This window comes from Alcanivorax sp., assembly GCF_014762765.1.
Lineage (GTDB): Bacteria > Pseudomonadota > Gammaproteobacteria > Pseudomonadales > Alcanivoracaceae > Alcanivorax.
In genome coordinates this window covers 1-18,600 of sequence record NZ_JABURH010000179.1, presented here as the reverse complement: position 1 = coordinate 18,600, position 18,600 = coordinate 1, and the positions used below count along the sequence as shown (strand labels likewise).

Sequence of the window (18,600 nt, the reverse complement as noted above, 5' to 3'; positions counted from 1 at the left end):
CCGTACGCCAACGGCGACATTCATATCGGCCATGCGGTGAACAAGATCCTCAAGGACATGATCGTCAAGTCCCGTACCCTGGCCGGCTTTGATGCCCCCTATGTGCCGGGCTGGGACTGCCATGGTCTGCCCATCGAGCTGATGGTGGAAAAGAAGGTCGGCAAGGCCGGCCACAAGGTGGATGCCCGCACCTTCCGCCAGAAGTGCCGCGACTATGCCAGCAAACAGGTGGCCGGACAGAAATCCGATTTTCAGCGTCTGGGCGTGCTCGGTGACTGGGACAATCCCTATCTGACCATGGATTACGCCTTCGAGGCGAACATCATCCGCTCCCTGGGCAAGATCGTCGACAACGGTCACCTGCAACAGGGTTTCAAGCCGGTGCACTGGTGTCTGGACTGCGCTTCTGCCCTGGCGGAAGCGGAAGTGGAATACTACGACAAGGTATCCCCGGCCATTGATGTGGCGTTCAGTGTGGTGGATGTGGCGGACTTTGCGGCCCGTTCCGGTATTGAGGCTACTGCGCCGGCACTGGTGATCTGGACGACCACCCCCTGGACCATCCCCGCCAACCGGGCGGTGGCGGTGCATCCGCAGTTGGACTATGTGCTGCTCAGCGGCGAGCTGGATGGCCGGCATCGCGAGTTGCTGGTGGCCGAGGGGCTGGCGGACGATCTGGTCGAGCGCTGGGGCATGGAAAGCGTGTCTCGCTCTGCGGCCGTGAAAGGCGAAAAGCTGGAGACATTGTCCCTGCAGCATCCGTTCCTGGGTGCCCAGGTGCCCGTGATTCTCGGTGAGCACGTGACCACCGATGCCGGTACCGGCCTGGTGCACACGGCACCCGGCCACGGTGCCGATGACTTTGTGGTGGGCCAGCAATACGATCTGGACCCGATCAGCCCGGTGCTTGACAGCGGCCTGTTCCGTGACGACCTGCCGGTGGTGGGCGGTGTGCATGTGAGCAAGGCCAACGAGCCGGTGATCGAGGCATTGCAGGAAAGCGGTGCCCTGGTGAAGCTGGCGAAGATTGAGCACAGCTACCCGCACTGCTGGCGTCACAAGACGCCCCTGATCTTCCGCGCCACCGCCCAGTGGTTTGTGTCCATGGACAAGGCCGGGCTGCTGCCCCGCGCCCGTCAGGAAGTGGATCAGGTGCAATGGCTGCCCGATTGGGGCAAGGCCCGCATCGAAGGTATGCTCACCGATCGCCCGGACTGGTGTATCTCGCGCCAGCGTACCTGGGGTGTGCCTATCGCCCTGTTCGTGAACAAGGAAACCGGTGAGTTGCACCCGGACACCCCGGCGCTGATCGAGCAGGTGGCCCAGCGGGTGGAAAAAGAAGGCATCGATGCCTGGTTCGATCTGACGCCCGCCGAGTTGCTCGGCGATCAGGCCGACCAGTACAGCAAGGTCACCGATACCCTGGACGTGTGGTTCGATTCCGGTGTTACCCATTATTGCGTGCTGGATCAGCGCGAGCAGCTGGGAAGCCCGGCAGATTTGTATCTGGAAGGCTCCGACCAGCACCGTGGCTGGTTCCAGTCCTCCTTGCTGACTAGCCTGGCAATTCGCGATGCCGCGCCCTACAAGACGGTGCTGACCCACGGTTTCACCGTGGACGAGCAGGGCCGCAAGATGTCCAAGTCCATCGGCAACGTGATCGCTCCCCAGGAAGTGTGGAATGACCTGGGCGCCGATATCCTGCGCCTGTGGGTGGCAGCCACGGATTACCGTGGCGAGATGTCCGTGTCCAAGGACATTCTCAAGCAGATGGGCGACAGCTATCGCCGTATCCGTAACACCAGCCGTTTCCTGCTTTCCAATCTCAGTGGTTTCGACCCGGCGACCGATGCCCTGCAGCCGGAGCAGATGCTGGCGTTGGATCGCTATATTGTCGATCGCGCCCTGCAACTGCAGGAAGACATTCAGGGGCTGTACGACGGTTACCATTTCCATCAGGTCTACCAGAAGTTGCACAACTTCTGCGCGCTGGATCTGGGTGGCTTCTATCTGGATATCATCAAGGATCGCCAGTACACCACCCAGGCAGATTCCGTGGCGCGTCGTTCATGTCAGACCGCGCTCTATCACATCGCCCAGGCGCTGGTGCGCTGGATGGCGCCGGTGCTCAGCTTCACCGCCGAGGAGATCTACGAGAACCTGCCCGGCGAGCGTCTCGATTCCGTGTTCCTGGCGGAATGGTACACGGGGCTTTTCGCGCTTACCGATACGGAGATGGACCGCGCCTTCTGGCAGCAAGTGCAGGATGTGAAACAGGCGGTCAACAAGGCCATCGAAAATGCCCGCCGGGACAAGCTGATCAAGGGCGGGCTCAGTGCCGAGGTAGTGCTCTATGTGGATGAGGTGCAGCAGACCCTGCTGAATCGTCTTGGTGATGAATTGCGCTTTGTCACCATCACCTCTACGGCCACCCTCAAGTCTCTGGGCGAGGCGCCTGCCGAACTGGAAGACACGGCGGTGAGCGGGTTGAAGGTGCAGGTGCTGGCCAGTGAGTATGGCAAGTGCGCCCGTTGCTGGCACCACCAGCCGGATGTTGGCTCCCATTCGGAGCATCCGGAGTTGTGTGGCCGTTGCGTGACGAACGTGGACGGCGAGGGTGAGGTGCGACGTTATGCCTAAGGCGCTGGATTCCTCATCCTCTGAAAGCAGCAAACGGTTGTTGCCGGGCCAGTTGTGCTGGTTGTGGCTCACCGGTGTGGTGATTGCGCTGGACCAGATCACCAAGCATATGGTGGTGGCCCGGTTCGATCTCTATGAGCGGCTGGAAGTGATGCCGTTCTTTAATCTGACCCTGGCCTATAACCCCGGTGCGGCATTCAGCTTTCTGGCGGATGCAGGGGGGTGGCAGCGCTGGTTCTTTACTGCCATTGCGTTGGGTGCCTCGGTACTGATTCTGATCTGGCTGGCCCGGCTTACCGCTGCCGAGAAACTGCAGGGCGTAGCGCTGGCGCTGATTCTGGGCGGGGCCCTGGGCAATTTCTACGACCGGCTGGTGCTGGGGCATGTGGTGGATTTTCTGGATTTCTATTGGGGTAACAGCCACTTCCCGGCCTTCAATATCGCCGACAGCGCTATCACCATTGGTGCCGGCCTGATCTTGCTGGACATGTTCCTGGGAGCACGCAAAAAGCATGACTGACATTCTCCGCGCGGGCCCGGAAACCCGTATCACCTTGCATTTTGCGGTGCGTCTGATGGACGGCACCGAGCTGGATTCCACCTTCGGTGGTGAGCCGGCAGCCTTTGTCTGGGGCGATGAGTCCCTGCTGCCAGGCTTTGAAAATGCCTTGCGCGGCCTCAAGGCCGGCGACCGTCGCAGTGTGTTCCTGGAGGCGAAAAAGGCCTTCGGTGACTACAATGACGAGAATGTGCAGCACTTCACCCGGGATACGTTTGCCCAGTACGACACCCTGGAGCAGGGCATGGTGCTCAGCTTTGCCGATGCCGCCGGTGGAGAGTTGCCCGGGGTGATCAGCAAGGTAGAGGAAGAGTGGGTCTATGTGGACTTTAATCATCCTCTAGCCGGCCGCGACCTGACCTTCGAGGTAGAGATTATCGCCGTGGAGCGTTACGCTCCGGAGCAACCCGTTACCCTGAACTGATGCAACGCAGGCTGCGCTTCTGTGTCGCTGCGACGGTCGCAGAAGCGGCCCTGTACCAGTTACAATGCCTGTACCAGTTAAGCAGGATCTCCTATGCAAATCCGACTCGCCAACCCCCGTGGCTTCTGTGCAGGGGTGGATCGCGCCATCGATATCGTCAACCGGGCGCTGGAAGTGTTCGGTCCGCCGATCTATGTGCGCCACGAGGTGGTCCATAACCGTTATGTGGTGGACGATCTGCGTCAGCGAGGGGCGGTGTTTGTGGAGGAACTCCACGAAGTGCCGGATGATGCCATTGTCATCTTCAGTGCCCACGGTGTTTCCAAGGCGGTGCAGCAGGAGGCGGAACGTCGCCAGTTGAAAGTGTTCGATGCCACTTGCCCGCTGGTCACCAAGGTCCATATGGAAGTGATCCGCTACGCTCGCGAAGGCCGCGAGAGCATTCTCATCGGTCATGCCGGTCACCCGGAAGTGGAAGGCACCATGGGCCAGTACGACAAGGCCCATGGCGGTGATATTTATCTGGTGGAAGATGAGGCGGACGTGGCGAAGATTCAGGTTCGTGACCCTGACACTCTGGCCTTTGTAACCCAGACCACCCTCAGTGTGGACGATACCGCCAAAGTGATCGATGCTTTGCGCGCTCGCTTTCCAAACATCCTTGGCCCCAAACGTGAGGATATCTGCTACGCCACCACCAATCGCCAGGATGCCGTGCGCCAGCTGGCTCTGGAGTGCGGCCTGGTGCTGGTAGTGGGTTCTGTGAACAGCTCCAACTCCAACCGTCTGCGGGAACTGGCCGAGCGCTGCGGCGCCGAAGCCTACCTGCTCGACGACCCCTCCCAGATCGATCCTGCCTGGCTCAAGGGCAAGGCCGCTGTCGGCGTCACTGCCGGCGCCAGCGCTCCCGAAGAGCTGGTCCAGCAGGTCATCACCACCCTCAAATCTCTGGGCGGCTCTGAGGCTGAGGAAATTCCCGGTCGAGAAGAGAATATCCGTTTCTCAATGCCCAAGGCGCTGCGCTCGTAACGCCTGCTCTCCTTCATGCGCCAACGATAGTGTAAGTCCATGATTGGTTCTTTAGTCGGCGTAGGCTATGAACATCTACGACTATAGTGTGATTTGCTTCACACCCGAAAGTACCAAAAATCATTAAATTTCAGCAACTTATACCGCTTGGTGCCACTGGCGGCCCGTTTATCACTCCCTCATTGATGCCCCTCACCGGCTTGCTAGAGTTAATCCACACAATATTGGGTTGGCATGTCTCCATGAAGAGCATTAATCAAAAACAACGGGGCTTTACGATTGTCGAGGCGATGGTCGCGATCGTCATCATGGGGGTCCTGATCGCGATGGTAGCTCCGTCTTTCCGGATGCTGACTGCGGACTCTGCAGTTCGCTCCTGCACCATGGATCTGGTCGCGGCACTTAACACTGCCCGTGCGGATGCAGTGAATCTGCGCCGTACTGTCAGTGTGGAAGCCGTGGATGGAACCACTACAGGAAATGAGTGGGGAGCTGGTGGTTGGACCCTTGAGTATGCGGGATCCACAGAATCAAAAACTTTCGATCCCTGTGAGAACGCTACGCTGGCAGAAGCGGATGGCACCACGACGGTGACGTTTGATCTTCAGGGGCGGACCCCGGCAGCACTGACTTTTCAGGTTTGTCATGCGAAAGGGGAAGTGACGGGGCGCCAGATTGAGGTAGGGCGCACCGGCTTGTTGAAAAATGAAGATTTTGACGGGTGCAGCTGATGACGAAAGTGAAGTCAATGCAGATTCGCCAGGCTGGCGTGGGGATGTTGGAAGTGCTTGTGGCGCTTCTGGTGCTGAGTATCGGTGTGCTTGGTTACGCCGGTCTTCAGCTACGGGCGCTGGACTCTACGGATGAAACCTATATGCGCTCCCAGGCAATGGCGATTGCCCAGGATGCGGTTGAAAGGATGATGGCGAACCCTGGTTCATCTTCGGTTTACCAGACCGAGTCCAACTGGAGTGGCGACCCAGCTGCCACGTTGCCCGATACATGCTGGAACAGCGATTGTACTGCCAGTGCCATGGCGACCTGGGATATTGCCCAGCTTAAATGGTATGCCAATGACCTCCTCTCGCAAGGCGTGGTTCGCGTTGAAGACTGCAAGGGCAGCTCTGCCCAGTGTGTGTTGGTGGCCTGGGGCGGCGAAGCTCTGGATAACTGCCAGGATGCAAATCAGGTTGTCAGCGAAGCAGACTGTGTGGTGCTGGAGGTGCGGACATGATGCGCTCGAAACAGCGAGGGTTCAGCCTTGTGGAACTGATGGTCGCGTTGCTGCTGGGCACTCTGATTACTGCGGCTGCCGTGCAGATGTTTATCACAAATCAGCGCTCGTTTCGCCTGCAGCAAACCATGAGTGAAGTACAGGAAACTGGCCGTTTTGCCGCTGAATTGATCTCCAAAGAGCTGCGGATGGCGGGTCTGACTCGTGCTGATGGTACGGAATCCGGCGGGGTCATTGTGGCCAGTAGCTATGAAGGTGGCACCGGTGCCACGGACAACGACGAACTGCGCTTCCGTTTCTTTGGCACTATGGATTGTGAAGGCGATCAGTACACGGGGGCGAATGATGATGCCCTGATCGAGAATCGCTATTCCGTTAACGCAGATGGCGACCTGGTTTGTGTGGGTCTGATTGATGCCAATGATGATATGGCCTTTAGTGGCGGTGAAGTGGATACCGATGGCGTCACTCTGGTCAGCAATGTGGACAGTTTCCAGGTTCAGTACGGTGTGGATAGGGCAATGACCGCGGGCGCCACGGCAGACGATGGAGTGCCTTATGCCGGCAACTATCGCAGAGCCGACCAGGTTACTGCAGGGGATCTGGTTGTCAGTGTGCGTATCGGTTTACTGGTAAGGGCGTCCCGCGACAGTGATGTCCAGAGCGAAACGCCCAGAGGCTTTACCGTATTGGACAATGAGTTGAGCGGCGGTACAGCGCCACTGGATGTGCAGGCGGTACGGCGGTTGTTTATTCGCACAATCAAACTTCGTAATTACAGATGGGATTCCGTGTAGATGAAAACTGCAGCCCAACTTTTACATCGAAGGAAACAGCAAGGCATGGCGTTATTCATCGCTCTGCTTCTGTTGGTGGTGATTTCTATTCTGGGGGTCTCCGCCATGCGTATGTCGTTGTTCAATGCGCGAATTACCACTGGATCGCAGGTGAGCACAATGACATTTCAGGCGGGTGAAACCGCATTGCAGTCCATGTTTGAAGAGGCCCTGAATGCGGATGAGGGCGGACAGAATAACGTCATCCTCAGGGCTCTAACTAGCCGCTTCTCCGAGGGGAAATTCGAGATACAGCACCGCTGTGTGACTGCGGATGACCCTTACCAGAGCGGTGCCTGCGGTGCATCAGACTACATGGACTCGCGCAGCCTGCTGAAATCCTCGTCTCGGACGGTGGCAAAAAACAATATCCGTAATATCGCCGGTAACTCCGTTACCACGACGGGGGCGGGCGGTACCACGGTTGTCTGGTATGACTTTGTGACGGTAGCCAAGGGCGACATGGAAGATCTGGAAGTGGAAAGTCACAGTGTCCAGGAATTCTCCCGCAAGGGGCTATACATGAGCGGCAATTTCTAGAGTGCGCGGGTGGGGAGGCAAGAAATGAATATTTTAAAACGAACCAGTTATTACATGGGCCTTGGTGCGGCCATTTTTCTCAGCGTGCCAGGTTTGCATGCCGATGACACCGAGGTTTATCTGCAGGGCATTCCTGCTGGTAGCAGTAACAACATCATGATGATGATTGATACGGCAGGTGCCGGTAACTCTGGCGATATCATTGAAAACATTGCCGCCGCCCTTAACCGTGTCATCGACCGGACTGCGTCCAGTACTAATATGGGGTTATCCCGTTATTATGCGGGTGGTCAGCCGGGAGGGTCTTATGTGGCCTACCCGGTCACCCCGCTGCTTAATACCGCAGGCACCCAGTTGACCAGTCTCGCTATCACCGGGGATGGTGATGCTTACCAGGCAAGTAGTAGTGATGCCATTGTTATTGGGGATCCGGAGGTCAAGGTAGCGGGTGGTGATGGCAGTACCCGCCATGGCTTTGTGTTCAATCCGGTAGCGGTGCCTCGCCATGCCTCCATTACCAATGCCTACATTGAACTTCATTCCTCCTTCCCGGTCAGCGGCGCCGAAGTAAGCCTGCTGCAGAATGATGTGGATCTGGCCCAGCCTTTTTCTGCCAGCAATAATCTGTTTGCCGCCGGCTGGAAAGAGTCGGTTATTACCAAGGTAACCGGCCCCGATAACCGCACCTACAATACGGGCGCCGAGTGGGACACCAAAGTCGAGAAAGTTGACACCTATACCATTCGTATTCCATTGACCCCGGTTATGCAAGACATGGTCAGCCGGGCTGCCTGGTGTGGCAATGAAACCATCGGTCTTGGCTTTATGCGCTCGGATTCTACTTTTACCTACTACGCTTCCGAGGCCAACGGGCAGTTGTTGCCGGATGGTGTGACGCCGGTGAAAGCTCCTTCCCTGCATGTTGAGTGGGATCCCACAAGCATGGTGGTAGGTGATGGCCTGTCCGGTGACGATGCGTTGTCCTGTATGGGGGGCGAGCATCGCGATCCTTCCCAAACCGATAATGATGCGATCGAGTTACTGTCCGGCGGCACCTTGTTCAGTGACCGTCCCTTCCTGGTGGGTGATGCAGGCAATCTGGATACCGTATCCACCTCCAAGAAAGCCACCAAGCCGAATGGCAGCAAGGAAGCGGTTTCTTCCGGTTCCTATATGGCAGCGTTGAGGATGCCCCAGTTTGGTCTTCAGAGCGGCGATGTGATCAGCAACGCCAGGCTTTACCTCAATGCCATGGAGGTCTCCGGCGATGGTAAATTGGTCATTGATGCGATCAATGGGGATGCCCTGCCGTTTGATAGTGATGGCTCCATTTCTGCCCAAGGCACCCTGGGTGCCAGCGTTGAGTATCCATTAACGGCTGGCCAGCAGGGTTACTTTGAGGTAGATGTGACCGACATGGTCAACAAGGTGCTGGCAACGGCAGGGTGGACGGCTGGCAGCAATCTGGGCTTTGTGCTGAAGAGTTCTGCGCCGGATTCCTTCTCGGTGCGTCTGGGAGGTATGGATGACGGGGTCGCCAGTGCCGCATACATGAAATTTGATGCCTTGGCTGCCAGCACTTCCAGTTTCCTTCCTTCCTCACGAGATGCGCTGAAGGAGCAGGTGGCATTGCTGGCCAGTGCTCAGGGGGGGGGGAAGCCTGATACAGCCACGAGCCTGCTGGACATGGGGTCCTACATGCATGGGCATGTACCCATCACTGGGGCGGATTATTATAAAACGAACGAGGGTAGCGAACCGGCTGATACCTATGCGGATGATATTTTCGATGCCAGGTATTCCAGTTATCGTTTGCCCCCCAGCGCTGCAGATCAGTGCTCACGCAGTCATATCATTATGATGGCCGGCAAGAGCCCCAACGATCGAAAGACTGCGCAGGATAACGTTTCCAAGGCGACCGAAGGCGTGGTCAAGGGCTCTGATCCGGATTGCCCAGGTACAGACGACTACACCTGCTCCGCCACGTATGCCAAGTGGCTGGCGAATCCTGTGGATCCCGCGGATCGCGTGCCGGTGGTGACCCACATTGTTGGTTTTCAGCTAAAAGATACTGAGACTGAGGGTTATTCCCGTATTGCCGAAGCATCGGGGGGCTTCTATGTGCCAGCGTCGAATGTGGACGAGGTCGAGACGGCGTTTTCCGAAATCATAGACCGTATTACGGTGGAAAATGCCTCTTTGGCTGCGCCGGGTGTGGCAGTTAACCAGTTGAACCGTTTCCAGCATCTGGATCAGTTGTACTACTCCGTATTCAAGCCGGATTTCCTGACACAGTGGAAAGGTAACCTGAAGCGTTACCGTCTCGAGTTTGCCAGCTCTGGCCCGAGAATTGTTGATGCTACCGGTGCCGTCGCCACCGACGACACGACGGGTTTCTTCAAGGACGAGTCGAAGAGTTTCTGGTCTGACTCCGTGGATGGCAATCTGGCGGTAATGGGCGGTGCCCGGGGCGAGATCGACAACGGTAGTACCACTCGCAAGCTGTATTACTTTGCGGGTACTGAGAGCAACCTTGAGCCTTCAGGTAGCATCGATGCAACCTCATTCGGCAGTGGTCAGGCGCTAACGCTGATGGATGATACCAATCAGCCCACTGCAGCCCAGATGAATCTGGCAGATGCCGCCGACCAGCCGGAAGCGGTGACCTTCCTCAAGTTCTCCTGGGGCGATCCTCTGCACAGTGAGCCGCGTTTGGTGACTTATGATGTGGACACGGTAAACAATACTCAGGATAACGTGGTTTACGTCGGCACAAACGATGGCATTCTTCATGCTGTGGATGCGGATGACGGCAGTGAGCGCTTCTCCTTTATTCCTCCTGATGAGCTGGCCAAGACCGGGGCGAGAATGGAGAATGAGAAGCTGTTACCCACGGATTATCCCCGTTCCACTTACGGACTGGATGCGACCTGGACTCCCTGGCGCCGGGTGGAAGGTTCAAACCTGAACGTCTATATGTTCGGTGGGCAGCGACGCGGTGGACGCAACATGTACGCTCTGGATGTGACTGATGCGGATGCGACACCGGACCCCCGTCTGTTGTGGCGAATCAAGGGTGGAAGCACATCCGGCTTTGATGACCTGGGGCAGACCTGGTCCAGCCCGACGCTGGCGCAGATCAAGATTAATGGTAAAGCGGTACCGGTACTTATCTTTGGCGGCGGCTACGACAGTGCAAGCCACGATACAGCGGGCACGTCGTCTTCCGGTGACAGCATGGGCAATGCCATTTATATGGTGAATGCTGTCAACGGCAAGCTCATCTGGAGCGCCTCGGATGCCAGTAGTAATTCCGGGGCTGCATCCCACGATACTGTGAGCAATATGAAGTGGAGCATCCCCTCCGACGTGGCTGCAGTGGATCTGGATGTGGATGGCTTTATTGATGCCCTCTATGCCACTGATCTGGGCGGGCAAATCTTCCGGGTAGATCTGAATATGGATAATACCGGAGCGGGGAGCCTGGTTCGTCGCGTTGAGACCCTGGCCTCCCTGGGCTATGCGGAGTCGTCCTCCTACAGTGATCACCGACGTTTGTATGCCTCTGTGACTGCCTCACTGGCTTACGACAGTTCCGACAACCCCTTCCTGCAGGTGGTGGTTGGCTCGGGTTATCGGGCGCATCCTCTTGAAAAGAATGCGACTCAGGACCGCATATTCATGGTGGAGGACACGGACATCTTCAATGCCCAGAAAACCGGGTATACCTCATCCGGAACAGTGGGCACTTCCGACCTGGTGGATGTGACCAGTAACCTCTCTCCCTCGGCGGGAGATCTCTCCAAACGAGGCTGGTATCTCAACCTGGACAAGGCGAACGGGGAGAAGGTGCTGGATGCTGCCGCAATTCTGGATGGTGTCATCTATCTTACGGCCTATGTGCCTACCGACCTCTCCTCGCGTTCCGATTGTGCTCCTGTGCAGGGACGTACCCGCCTTTACACCATCAATGTGAACGATGCGTCGCCGGCAGGGGATGCAAACAACGACGGTGCCGTGGATGGCTCGGATCGTATCGAGGAAAGTGCTCTCATTGGTCTGGGTGGTGGGGCTACGGTTGTTGTGGGTGGGGAGGATCCTCCTACTGACCCAGATCAAACAGATGATGATGGCTATGATTCAGCCTGCGAGAGTGGTTCCCAGATTGCGATTCTGGTGGGTACTTCCGTCCGTTCGGGTGGGTTTATGAAAGGCTGTGGTCTGAAGAAGACCCGCTGGTATCCGGTAGACAGTGATGCGGAGGCGGATGCGGTTATCCAGGCGGAGAACCCCAACCCGACCACGCCATAAACAAAATAAACGCTTGGGGGCAAAAGCCCCCTTCGGGGTCTATATGCAGAATAGAAACAGACAGACAGGTTTTACCCTGATTGAGTTGCTTATTACAGTGATGATAGTGGCTATTCTGGCGGCGATTGCTTATCCGTCATACACCAATCATGTTCGTAATACGGTTGAAGCCAAAGTGCGTGGGGATCTGATGGATCTGGCTGCATCTCAGGAGCGCTGGCGTTCCCAGAACTTCACCTACACTAACTCTCTGACCAAATTGGGGTCTTCTCTGGCCAGTGATGAGAAGTACACAGTGACGATTACTTTGGCTAATAGCGACCAGACCTATGAAGCGTTGGCGACGCCAAAGAGCGGTTCTATTGTTGCGGGAGGGGTGTCGTTCAAGATTAATCAGGATAGTGATACCTGTTTCGGAACGGGTGGCTGCACTATTGGCACCGATGATCCCTGGAGCAAGCGCTGACGGTAGTTTGTTTTTACTGCCTGGTTACTGAGTAACCGGGCAGCTCCCCTTCGGTATACTGCTTTCCACTCTTGGCCGACCCACCCAGTTAACCACCACCCGTTTGCCTGCATTTTTCAGGCAAACGTAAAAGCTCCCGTTCTGGTAGTACCCTTTGCCAGTGGCTTTGTATCGAAACCAGGGTTTGCCTCGGAAACTTTTCCACTGCCATTGGATTTGTTTTGTGTCACCGGTTTCCGCGACAATGTTCTCCCCTGTGTCATGTTTCAGATTCTTGTTGCTGTCGTGGAAAGCCATCAGTCCCGGCCCCGGGCTATGGTCATTGCAGTCACTGTTTTTGATGCAGATCACGATGTCACCTTGCACAAGGCTGCTGCTGCGGGCCTGTAGCAGTAATGCCAGTGTATCATTGGCGGCTGAGGTCAGCCGCTGGTTGGTGACGAGCCGTTGCAGTGACGGCAGGGAGAGGGATAGCACTAGTCCCATAATGATCAGCGAGACCATAAGCTCCATCAGTGTCGTGCCGGCTTCTCTTTTCATTCTTCATGCTCTGATGCCTGAACAGGCAGCATAGACAGCACATTGTCGTGGTGGCATAGATAAATTTCGCAAGACGGTGTAGGGCAGTTATGACAAAGCATGTAGCCGATGTAGCAGTGGTTGGCGCAGGAATAATGGGGCTTTTGTCCGCCATGGAGCTGAATTGTCGGGGCAGGCAGGTCACGGTGTTTCACGACGAGCCGGCTCGCAATCCAGCTTCCTGGGCTGGTGGCGGAATTCTTTCGCCACTTTTCCCCTGGCGGTATTCTGATGCGCTAACCCGCCTGACTCGGAATGCTGTGCAGGATTATCAGGCGCTGGCCAGGGTGCTGGAGGTGGACTTCCAGGTAGTTCCGCAGGGATTGCTGGCGGTGACGGATGAAACGGATCAAGTGACAGACTGGTGTCGCCGTCACGAAGTGACTTGCGAGCGACACCCGCTTGGTTGGTTCTTGCCTGAACTGGGCTCTGTGCGCAATCCATGGTTGATTGATCGGCTCAGGGAGGCGCTGGAGAAACGTGGTGTCAACATAGTGGCTGAGCAGGTCACCTGCCTTGAAGAAGCCGGTAGTGGAATGAATGTGGTGACCGGGGCAAGTAAGCACCGGTTCGATGCGGTTGTGGTTGCAGCGGGGGCCTGGTCGGCTCCGCTGTTGGTTCCCTGGGGGGTGACGTTGCCGGTGACTCCTGTGAAAGGGCAAATGCTGTTGTGGGACCTGGGTGAGGATTGCCCCGATACGGTCTGGCTCAGCGATTCCGGTTATTTTATTCCCCGAGGCGATGGGCTCTGTTTGTTTGGTTCTACGATGGAGCCCTCTTTCGAGACGAGTCTTCCTACCAGGGAGGGGTATGAGTGCCTGCGCGCAAACGCCTTGCGTCTAAGACCCTCGCTGGCAGGAAAAACGCCTTTGGCAGTGTGGGCGGGGCTTAGGCCCGGTAACATCAGGGACGAGCCGTACATCTTTCCGGTGGATTCGCAGCAACGCCTATGGGTCAACACGGGGCACTTTCGGAATGGGCTGGTGGCAGCGCCTGCTAGTGCGCGATTACTGGCGCAATGGATGTGTGGGGAGCCACTGGAGTTCGATCCTGCGCCCTACGGGGCGCCATGATCACTCGCTGCCGTCGTCCCTGTCTAACTCTAGCTTCTTGAGTCGATACCGTAGGGAGCGAAATGTCATGCCAAGTTTTTTCGCGGCAGCAGTCCGATTCCAGTGTGTGGCATCCAGTGCTTTGAGGATTTCCTGACGCTCGATGTCCTGTAGAAAGTCTTCCAGCGGTTGGTCGGCGGCCCGCTTGGGTAAGTCCTGATTGATGCCATCGGCTATTTTGGCCGGCGCGGGGGAAGAAGGCGACTGTAAATGCAGGCTCTCGGCCTCAATTACCATACCATTGCAAAGGGTCATGGCCCTTTCCAGCGTGTTTTCCAGTTCCCGCACATTACCGGGGAAGGGATAATCACACAGGGCTTTCATGGCCTGGCCACTGACCTTGGGGGCGCTAGTGTCCCAAGCTTGGCTGAGGCGCTGAAGAATATGATCAACCAGTGCAGGAATGTCTTCCTGTCGTTCACGAAGCGGTGGAACGTGAGCTTCGATAACGTTGAGACGATAAAATAGATCCTGCCGGAAGCGACCTTCGGCCATTTCATTGGTCAGATCCTTGTGGGTAGCGCAGAGAATGCGCAGGTTCACTTGGAACTCCCGCGCTTCACCCACCGGGCGCACACTCTTTTCCTGAATAGCCCTTAATAATTTGACCTGCATGTGCAGGGGCAGGTCGGCCACTTCATCCAGAAAGAGGGTGCCGCCATCGGCCTCCCGAAACAGACCTTTGCGGTCTTCCACGGCACCGGTAAATGCGCCTTTGCGGTGGCCGAAAAATTCGCTTTCCATCAATTCTGAAGGGATGGCGCCGCAATTGACGGCGACAAAGGGCTTTTCCCTGCGGGGGCCCAGGTTGTGAATCAGGCGGGCTATGCGCTCCTTGCCGCTGCCGGATTCGCCGCTGATGTAGATCGGTGCCTGGCTGCGTGCCAGTTTGCGGACTTGGGCCTTCAGGGCCCGCATGCTAGGTGCCTCACCGATCAGGTTGTCTTCTTCCTCGTGATGATCTTCCACTTCGCTGATGCCTAGCCCGTCTTCAATCAACTGACGCAGGCGATCCAGCGCCACCGGCTTGGCAATAAAGTCATAGGCCCCGAACTTCATGGCATCGGTGGCGGTTTCCATGCTGCCGTAAGCCGTGATGACAGCGGTAGGCATGTCCGGGCAATGCCGGGAAATAAACTGCAGCAGCTCCAGCCCGGTGCCGTCCCCCAGATTCATGTCGGTCAGGCACAGATCGAAGGTGTGCTCACCAAGGGCTGCTTTGGCTGCGCCAAGTGATTCGGCCGCTGTGGCCTTGAGTTTCATGCGCCCAAGGGTGATCACCAGCAGTTCGCGTAGATCGGCTTCGTCGTCAACAACCAATACGTGTGGGGTGTCAGCACTCATAATCAGATCGTGTTATTGAAATTGTCGGTGCGGGTGGGCAAAGGTTATCACAAAGCTGGCCCCGTTCGGGGTGTCTTCCAGGTCCAGCGCAGCCTGATTGGCCTGGCAAAGCTCCCGGCTTAGATAGAGGCCAAGTCCATTGCCGTCACTGGCCGTGGTATAGAAGGGCTCAAAAAGGTGCCGTGCAGTCTCGGGAGGAATGCCACTGCCATTATCCCGGATTCTGAGCCAGGGCAGCCCGGTTTGTTCATGGCTGCCACATTCCAGCGTAACCCGGCAGTTTTCCCCGCCATGCTGGAAGGCATTACGGATCAGGTTGTCGACCACCTGGGTCAACTGATTGCGATCAAAGCGTACTTCCACGTCCGCTTGACAGGTCTTGCCAAGGCGCTCGCCGGGGTAGCCTCGCAAGCTCCACTGCTCACAAAGCTCGTTGAGAAACGGCGTCAAACCAAAGCGTTCGGCTTGTCCGCGACCTCGACGTGACAAATCCAGAACATCATGAATGATGCCATTTACCCGGCCCACATGGTTGCGAATGATGCCTAGCAAATGCTGGTCTTCCTCGCTGGCATCGCCGTCTAGCAACAGTTCGGTGGCATGATTGATGGCGCTCAGCGGGTTGCGGATCTCATGGGCCAGGGTGGCGGAAAGGCGCCCCAGTGAGGCGAGATTCATCTGCTGGGCTTCCTGGGCTACCCGGGCGCTGTCTTCCAGAAACAGCAGTGTTAGCAGTTCGTGGTCGGTTTCCAGGGGGGCAAACCTGGGGTTGAGTACCGGTGATTGTTCCGAGGTTCTCAGGGTGGCCAGTGGCAGTAATGGGTTGTCTTGCCAGCGTTGATAACGGCTGACCAATTGCTTGGGCAACCGATTGCCGAGCATGGGCGTGCCAAACAGGCTGTTGGCTGCCTGGTTGGCCATCAGAATGCGGAAGGATTCGTCGAATACCACAACGCCGGTCCGCATGCGCTGCACAATCTGCTGGTTCAGGGCTTCCAGTCGCTCGATAGCTACACGCTGGCGCTGGGCAATCCGCTCGCTTTGCTGCAGCCGCTGGGTTATCTGTTGAATGATCAGCGATACCATGAAAAAGGCGATGCCCAGCAGGCCGGATTCTGTCAGCAGGAAAGGGGAGTCCGACAGGGACTGCATGGAAAAGTAAAACTGCTCAAACATCATGACCAGCGTGGCCAGAGCAGCAATCAGGAAGCCAAGACGCCCGCGCAACAGAATGTTGCCGGCTGCCACGGTAACCAGAAGCAGTACCGCCAGGCCGCCCTCCAGCCCCCCATTGGCATGGACAACGAGGGACAGCATGGTCAGATCGGTAATCAGCGAGGCAGGCTGTGCCCAGGCTGGGTAGGCACGTTTCTCGGCCCGAAAATCCAGAGTGGCGGATGCCAGCGTCAGACCCAGATAGACAAAGAGTGTGGTTTCAAACAATAACGGTAAGTGATTGCCGATCAGGGCTTTTTCCGGGCCGAAGTGCAGCAGCATCAGGCTGCAGGCGATGGCAATCCGGTAGACATTGTAGATGCGGGCAGGCGTCCACCCCTGGCTAGCGGTCATGGTGCTCCAGATACAGGCGTTGGTGCTCCTGGCAACAGAAGTGAAGGCCGTTATGAGTGAAGGCTTCCTGGGCCGGAACATGCACGTCACACTGGGCGCATTTGAGCATGGCCTGGGCGTCCTGACTGCTGCTGTCGGGGCTGGAGTTGTCGCGGCCGCTTGCCTGTGACAGCAGGTTTTTCACCACTCGCCAGGCCAGATAGATCAGGGCGGCAATAATCAGCAGGCGAATCAGGCCCATTTTGTTCTCCTCGATTTGTAGCGTGATGCGTTCATCGATCGCCGGCTAAAGAGTACAATCAGCGCTCACTTGAGGAAAGGCCGGTTAACCATGCGGATTATTATGGCCCAGCAGAATGTGCTGGTGGGCGACATTGAAGGTAATGCCCAGCGGGTGATCAATGCGGCGGACGAGGCGCGCCGTTTGCTGGGGGCGGATCTGGTGCTGTTTCCGGAATTGATGCTGACCGGCTATCCACCGGAGGATCTGTTGTTGCGGCCCAGCCTAAACAGCCGTGTGGATGCGGCTTTGGAGAAGATCGGGCAACAGGTCGCTGTGCCGGTGGTGATTGGCTATCCCGCCGTGCGTAATGGCCAGCGCCGCAATACCGCCGGGGTAGTGTTCCCTGGTGAAAGTCGCCCCCGTCATGAATATTTCAAACAGCATTTGCCCAATTACCGTGTGTTCGACGAAAAACGCTATTTTCAACCTGGTTCCGAGGCCTGCAGCTTTGAGTTGGATGGCTGGACCCTGGGGCTGACCATTTGCGAGGACATCTGGCATAGCGGGCCGGCAGCACAGCTGCAGCAACAGGGCGTTGACCTGGTGCTTAACCTGAATGCTTCCCCTTTCCGCGCCAATAAGTTTCAGGAGCGCCTGGAGCAAGTGGAGGCGCGCAGCCGAGAAACTGGCTTGCCAATACTGTATTGCAACCTGGTGGGCGGTCAGGATGAGCTGATTTTTGATGGCGCTTCTTTTGTTTGTGACAGCCAGGGACGTCGCTGTATACAGGCCGCCAGCTTTACCGAGGCGCTGATTCCGGTGGATCTGCAGTGCAGTGATGGACACTGTGAACCCATGGGGGAGCAATTGCCACTTCCGGGCCTGGAGGAGAGTCTTTACCGGGCGCTGGTATTGGCAACTCGGGATTACGTCAACAAAAACGGTTTCAAGGGCGCCTTGTTGGGGCTGTCCGGAGGCATTGATTCGGCACTGACCCTGGCGGTTGCTGTGGATGCTCTGGGGCCGGAGCGGGTAGAAGCGGTGATGATGCCGTTCCGTTACACCTCCGCCATGAGTCTGGAAGACGCAGAGAAGCAGGCTAAAACCCTGAGGGTCCACTACCGGGTTCTGCCCATTGAGCCTGCCTTCAATGGTTTTATGGATATTCTCAGTGAGGCATTCGCTGGCCAGGAGAAAGATACCACCGAGGAAAATCTGCAGGCCCGTTGCCGTGGCGTCTTGCTCATGGCGCTTTCTAACAAGAACGGGTCGGTGGTACTGACTACCGGCAATAAGAGCGAAATGGCCGTAGGATATGCGACGCTCTACGGTGATATGGCCGGCGGCTTCTCGGTACTTAAGGATGTGTTCAAGACCATGGTGTACCGCTTGGCCAATTGGCGAAACCAGCAGGCGGGTGTGGAAATTATTCCAGAGCGAGTCATTACCCGCCCACCGTCGGCCGAGCTGGCCCCGGACCAGGTCGACAGTGATTCATTGCCGGATTACGACGAACTGGATGCGATTCTCGAGCGTTATGTGGAGCAGGACATGAGCGCTGAGGCCGTCATTCGGGACGGCTTCGACCGTGACAACGTCTACCGGGTGGTAAAACTTACCGATCGCAACGAGTACAAGCGCCGCCAGGCAGCCGTGGGCCCCCGCGTCAGCCGTCGCGCCTTTGGCAAGGATCGGCGCTACCCGATCACCAACGGCTGGCGGCCGGGAGATTAA

At 57.1% G+C, this 18,600-nt stretch carries 16 protein-coding genes; 12 read left to right on the top strand and 4 right to left on the bottom strand.

The genetic code is table 11. The features are described from left to right. From ileS to HUJ17_RS13225, 10 genes are all read left to right on the top strand, one after another. Positions 1–2,640, top strand: a 2,640-nt coding sequence (ileS, locus tag HUJ17_RS13270; protein WP_290511144.1) for an isoleucine--tRNA ligase, incomplete at its 5' end; no start/stop codon positions are given. Then, positions 2,633–3,160, top strand: a complete 528-nt coding sequence (lspA, locus tag HUJ17_RS13265) for a signal peptidase II (protein WP_290511143.1) — start codon at positions 2,633–2,635, stop codon at positions 3,158–3,160. The genes ileS and lspA, both read left to right, overlap by 8 nt. Further along, a complete protein-coding gene (locus tag HUJ17_RS13260; protein WP_290511142.1) occupies positions 3,153–3,623 on the top strand; it encodes a peptidylprolyl isomerase in 471 nt (156 codons plus the stop codon). Before lspA ends, HUJ17_RS13260 begins: the two co-directional genes overlap by 8 nt. A 93-nt stretch (positions 3,624–3,716) precedes the next feature. After that, on the top strand, positions 3,717–4,652 hold the full coding sequence (gene ispH / locus HUJ17_RS13255; RefSeq protein WP_290511141.1) for a 4-hydroxy-3-methylbut-2-enyl diphosphate reductase: 936 nt from the start codon (positions 3,717–3,719) through the stop codon (positions 4,650–4,652). A gap of 242 nt (positions 4,653–4,894) precedes the next feature. After that, positions 4,895–5,383, top strand: a complete 489-nt coding sequence (locus HUJ17_RS13250) for a GspH/FimT family pseudopilin (RefSeq protein ID WP_290511140.1) — start codon at positions 4,895–4,897, stop codon at positions 5,381–5,383. Then, entirely contained in the window at positions 5,383–5,886 is a 504-nt protein-coding gene (gene pilV / locus HUJ17_RS13245; protein ID WP_290511139.1) for a type IV pilus modification protein PilV, read from the top strand. The genes HUJ17_RS13250 and pilV overlap by 1 nt, the downstream gene beginning before the upstream one ends. Further along, positions 5,883–6,683 (top strand): PilW family protein, encoded by an 801-nt coding sequence (locus HUJ17_RS13240; protein ID WP_290511138.1) that lies wholly within the window; start codon positions 5,883–5,885, stop codon positions 6,681–6,683. The genes pilV and HUJ17_RS13240 overlap by 4 nt, the downstream gene beginning before the upstream one ends. Before the next feature lie 45 nt (positions 6,684–6,728). Next, positions 6,729–7,262, top strand: coding sequence for a PilX N-terminal domain-containing pilus assembly protein (locus HUJ17_RS13235; protein ID WP_290511137.1), 534 nt, complete (start codon positions 6,729–6,731; stop codon positions 7,260–7,262). Between the two features lie 24 nt (positions 7,263–7,286). Next, positions 7,287–11,573: a PilC/PilY family type IV pilus protein gene (locus HUJ17_RS13230; RefSeq protein WP_290511136.1), complete on the top strand. Its 4,287-nt coding sequence runs from the start codon at positions 7,287–7,289 to the stop codon at positions 11,571–11,573. 43 nt (positions 11,574–11,616) lie between these two features. Continuing rightward, positions 11,617–12,039, top strand: a complete 423-nt coding sequence (locus HUJ17_RS13225) for a type IV pilin protein (protein ID WP_290511135.1) — start codon at positions 11,617–11,619, stop codon at positions 12,037–12,039. A gap of 24 nt (positions 12,040–12,063) precedes the next feature. On the opposite strand, the gene HUJ17_RS13220 is transcribed toward HUJ17_RS13225, so the two are convergent. Then, positions 12,064–12,579, bottom strand: a complete 516-nt coding sequence (locus HUJ17_RS13220) for a GspH/FimT family pseudopilin (protein WP_290511134.1) — start codon at positions 12,577–12,579, stop codon at positions 12,064–12,066. A gap of 89 nt (positions 12,580–12,668) precedes the next feature. Here HUJ17_RS13220 and HUJ17_RS13215 point away from each other — a divergent pair, with 89 nt between their 5' ends. Further along, positions 12,669–13,691, top strand: coding sequence for an FAD-dependent oxidoreductase (locus HUJ17_RS13215; protein WP_290511133.1), 1,023 nt, complete (start codon positions 12,669–12,671; stop codon positions 13,689–13,691). Here HUJ17_RS13215 and HUJ17_RS13210 read toward each other — a convergent pair whose 3' ends face one another. The 3 genes from HUJ17_RS13210 to HUJ17_RS13200 are packed head-to-tail and all read right to left on the bottom strand — an operon-like array spanning position 13,692 to position 16,884. After that, complete coding sequence (locus HUJ17_RS13210; protein ID WP_290511132.1) at positions 13,692–15,074, bottom strand: sigma-54 dependent transcriptional regulator; 1,383 nt, start codon at positions 15,072–15,074, stop codon at positions 13,692–13,694. Positions 15,075–15,086: 12 nt separating this feature from the next. Beyond that, entirely contained in the window at positions 15,087–16,643 is a 1,557-nt protein-coding gene (locus HUJ17_RS13205) for an ATP-binding protein (protein WP_290511131.1), read from the bottom strand. Then, the gene (locus tag HUJ17_RS13200; protein ID WP_290511130.1) at positions 16,633–16,884 is read right to left on the bottom strand and encodes a PP0621 family protein; all 252 of its coding nucleotides are present in this window, start codon (positions 16,882–16,884) and stop codon (positions 16,633–16,635) included. Before HUJ17_RS13200 ends, HUJ17_RS13205 begins: the two co-directional genes overlap by 11 nt. A gap of 90 nt (positions 16,885–16,974) precedes the next feature. Here HUJ17_RS13200 and HUJ17_RS13195 point away from each other — a divergent pair, with 90 nt between their 5' ends. Then, positions 16,975–18,600, top strand: coding sequence for an NAD+ synthase (locus HUJ17_RS13195; protein ID WP_290511129.1), 1,626 nt, complete (start codon positions 16,975–16,977; stop codon positions 18,598–18,600).